Source organism: Nocardia sp. NPDC002869 (genome assembly GCF_046764065.1).
GTDB lineage: Bacteria > Actinomycetota > Actinomycetes > Mycobacteriales > Mycobacteriaceae > Nocardia > Nocardia rhamnosiphila.
Window position 1 is genome coordinate 1 of sequence record NZ_JBKOOL010000297.1, and the last position, 2,921, is coordinate 2,921.

At 72.2% G+C, this 2,921-nt stretch carries 2 protein-coding genes and 1 pseudogene; all 3 read right to left on the bottom strand.

Annotation, left to right across the window (positions count from 1 at the left end; all coding sequences use genetic code 11):
- A partial coding sequence (locus ACLML9_RS28315) for a hypothetical protein (RefSeq protein ID WP_411948360.1) occupies positions 1-347 on the bottom strand: 347 nt, incomplete at its 3' end.
- The gene (locus tag ACLML9_RS28320; protein ID WP_411948361.1) at positions 344-2,146 is read right to left on the bottom strand and encodes a hypothetical protein; all 1,803 of its coding nucleotides are present in this window, start codon (positions 2,144-2,146) and stop codon (positions 344-346) included. The genes ACLML9_RS28320 and ACLML9_RS28315, both read right to left, overlap by 4 nt.
- Positions 2,143-2,921: pseudogene (locus ACLML9_RS28325) on the bottom strand (ABC transporter substrate-binding protein); the annotation flags it as partial. The pseudogene ACLML9_RS28325 and the gene ACLML9_RS28320, both read right to left, overlap by 4 nt.

Genomic DNA, 2,921 nt, shown 5'->3' on the forward strand with positions numbered 1-2,921 from the left:
GTGGTGTCGCCGCCGGCGAGCGCAGCGGGCGGCGGCGGTGGGTGCGGGACCGGTGGACCGGTGAGCGGCGGACCGTCCAGGTCCGCGAGTAGATCGCGGCGGCGCCGCAACCGGCGCCGGTCCCGCCGTTCGTCGGTCAGCCGGAAACCGGTGTAGATCAGGGCCAGGACGACGAGGAGCACCGCCAGCCAGCGCAGGCCGGAAGCCACCAGCTGCACCTCGGCGCTCTCGCCGAACGAATTCATGACCAGGTTGCGGCCCAGTTCCAGCAGCAGGGCCGAGGCCAGCACCGACAGACCGCTCAATACCCCCGACACGACCGAGGTGCGCGGTAGCGGTTCTCTCATCGCAACACCCCACCGGTCAGTCCGGGCACGATCCAGCGCCGCCAGGTCGCCAGCACCAGCGCCACCGGCAGCAGTGCCGCGATCAGCGAACCGGCCGCCAGCTGGGCGGCGTTCTCACCGAACTGCCGCGCCTCCCCCCACAACAGCAGCGACCAGGGTGAGGCCCCGGCACCGCTGATCAGCAGGCCGACGATGAAATCGTTCCAGACCTGGACGAATTCGAGTACGGCTACCGCGCCCAGCGCCGGACCCGCCGAATCGAACAGCCGGCGGCTGATCGTGCCCGGGGCCGCCAGCCCGCGTAACGCGTCCGCCGCCGGGCTACCGGGTGGGGCCGCGACCGCGCCGCGCAGGATCAGCACCGCGATCGGCAGCCCGGCCGCGGCGTGCACGAGCACGAGCGGCACCCGGGTCCCGGACAGGCCGTGGTCGTCGATGAAGATGTCCAGCGGGCCCAGGTACGCCTGGACCGGCAGTACCGCCAGTACCACGAGCCCGCTCACGATGGTGCGGGTCACCCACCCGGCGGGAGCCACCGCGAGACGGTAGGCCAGTGGCGCGGCGGCCGCCACCACGATGATCGTCGCGAGCAGCGCCACCCAGAATGTCGCCTCGACCGAATGCAGCAGCCACCGGTCCCGCCAGACGTCGGTGAACGCGGCCGCCGACCACCCGTCCGGCCCGCGGAACGCCACCACCACGAGTACCACCAGCGGTATCACCGCGAGCACCGAGACCGCTCCGATCATGACGCCGCGGGCCCACCCGGCGAAAGTACTGTCCGCGGGCGCGGCATGCAGCTCATGGGCAGCTCGAGCGGCGGGCGGAAAACCCGCGCGACGGTCCCGGAGGTCGGTCTGCAGCGCCCAGGCCACCACCCCGAGCAATGCGGCCAGCGGGAGAGCGTAGGCGGCGGCCTCGCCCGCGGTGGCGGGGTCGGTGGCCAGCCGCCACCACGACACCGTGGCACTGTCCACCTGGTACTGGACCGAGCCCGGTACGCCGATGAGCACCACGTCGAACACGCGCGCCGCGGCGACCCCCACCACGAGCCCGGCCACCAGGACTATCGGCCGCTGCAGTGTGAACAACCGCCATACCAGCGCGAGCCCGGTCTCCTCCCGCAGTCGGGTCCATCGCACGGGGTCGCGCTCCAGGGCCCGGATACCCGCCCGGAACACCCCGATCAGGAAGCCGAGCCAGGTCCACAGAAACGCCGAGCCCAGCATCACCACGAACCAGGCGCGGTATCCCGGGAACCCGTCGAAACCCAGCCGCGCGCCGGTGTACTGGAAGATCAGCCGGAACGCGACCCCGGACACGATCGCCGAGATACCGAACGGCACGATGAGCGGCAGCCACAGCCCCCGGCTGCGCCGACTCCACCAGGCCAGCAGCATCGCCGTGACCAGCAGCGTGGCCGCGAACGCCATCCAGTACAGACTGCGGGCGTACGATTCGTCCGACCAGTACAGCACGGCGAGCGACACCGCTGCCACCAGCGCCGGAACCGCCCACAGGCGCCTGTTCACGCCGCGGCGGGCCGCCTCCGTCGCGGCCACGAACGCGACCGCCGCCACCACGCAACCGACCACCGGCCACCACCGGGTGCGCACGGCCAGCACGGCGGTTCCGGCGGCCGGTACCAGCAGGAGCGTCAGGAGCAGCACGGCGGGCAGGCAGGCGACCAGGGTGATCCCGCGTTGCGGCGGCCGCCCGGGCTCCAGCGGTCCGTGCATCGGCCCGAGGGGCAGTTCCACCCGCAGGCCGTGTGCTTCGAATTCCGGTGCCGCGGTCATCGCCAACCTCTTTCGAAACGCCCCAGGGTCGTGACCGCGATCGCGGCGGCGGCAGCGACATCACCGCCGGTATCACCGACGGTGATCAGGAATTCGGTGAGCACCCGCCACAATCCGTCACGACCACCCACCGCGCCGATACGGTCGGACAGATCGAAATCCGGCCAGTCGGCCAGTGCGGTCGCGGTGGGCGCCGACCAGCGCGAATAGCGAGCCCGGGTGTGCAGATTGGGCCCGAGGAACCCGCCGACCTGTTCGATCCACGGCACCGGCGCCTGCTCGGCCGCCAGCGCGGCCACCACCGCGTCCGCACGAGGATCCGCCGACCGGGTCAGCACCATCACATCGCCGCCCACGATGCGCGGATTCTCTCCGCCCGGCCGCACGCCCGGGAAGGGCATCACCGTGGCCGCTTCTTCGCTCCGGCCGGATCGCTGCAGCGCGTCGCGCACCACCGGCTCGGCGAAATCCGGCGCCGCCACCGCCAGCGCCCGCCGGTGTTCGAAGACATCGCGTACCGCGTCGGCGAACTGCCCGGTCAGCGCGGTGCCCACCCCACCCGGTAACCCGTCCCGGATACCCCACAGCCCGCCCAACCGGGTGAAGGTCTTGTACACCGCCGCAGCGTCCCAGGTCCGCAACCCGGAGCCCAGGTCGCGATACACCTGTGGTGATTCGGCCAGCAGCAGGTTCTCGAACAGGTCGGTGAGCACCCAGCCGTCCGCAGCGCCCAGGGCGAGCAGGCGCCGGGGCGCCCCGGCGGTTTCGCGCACCC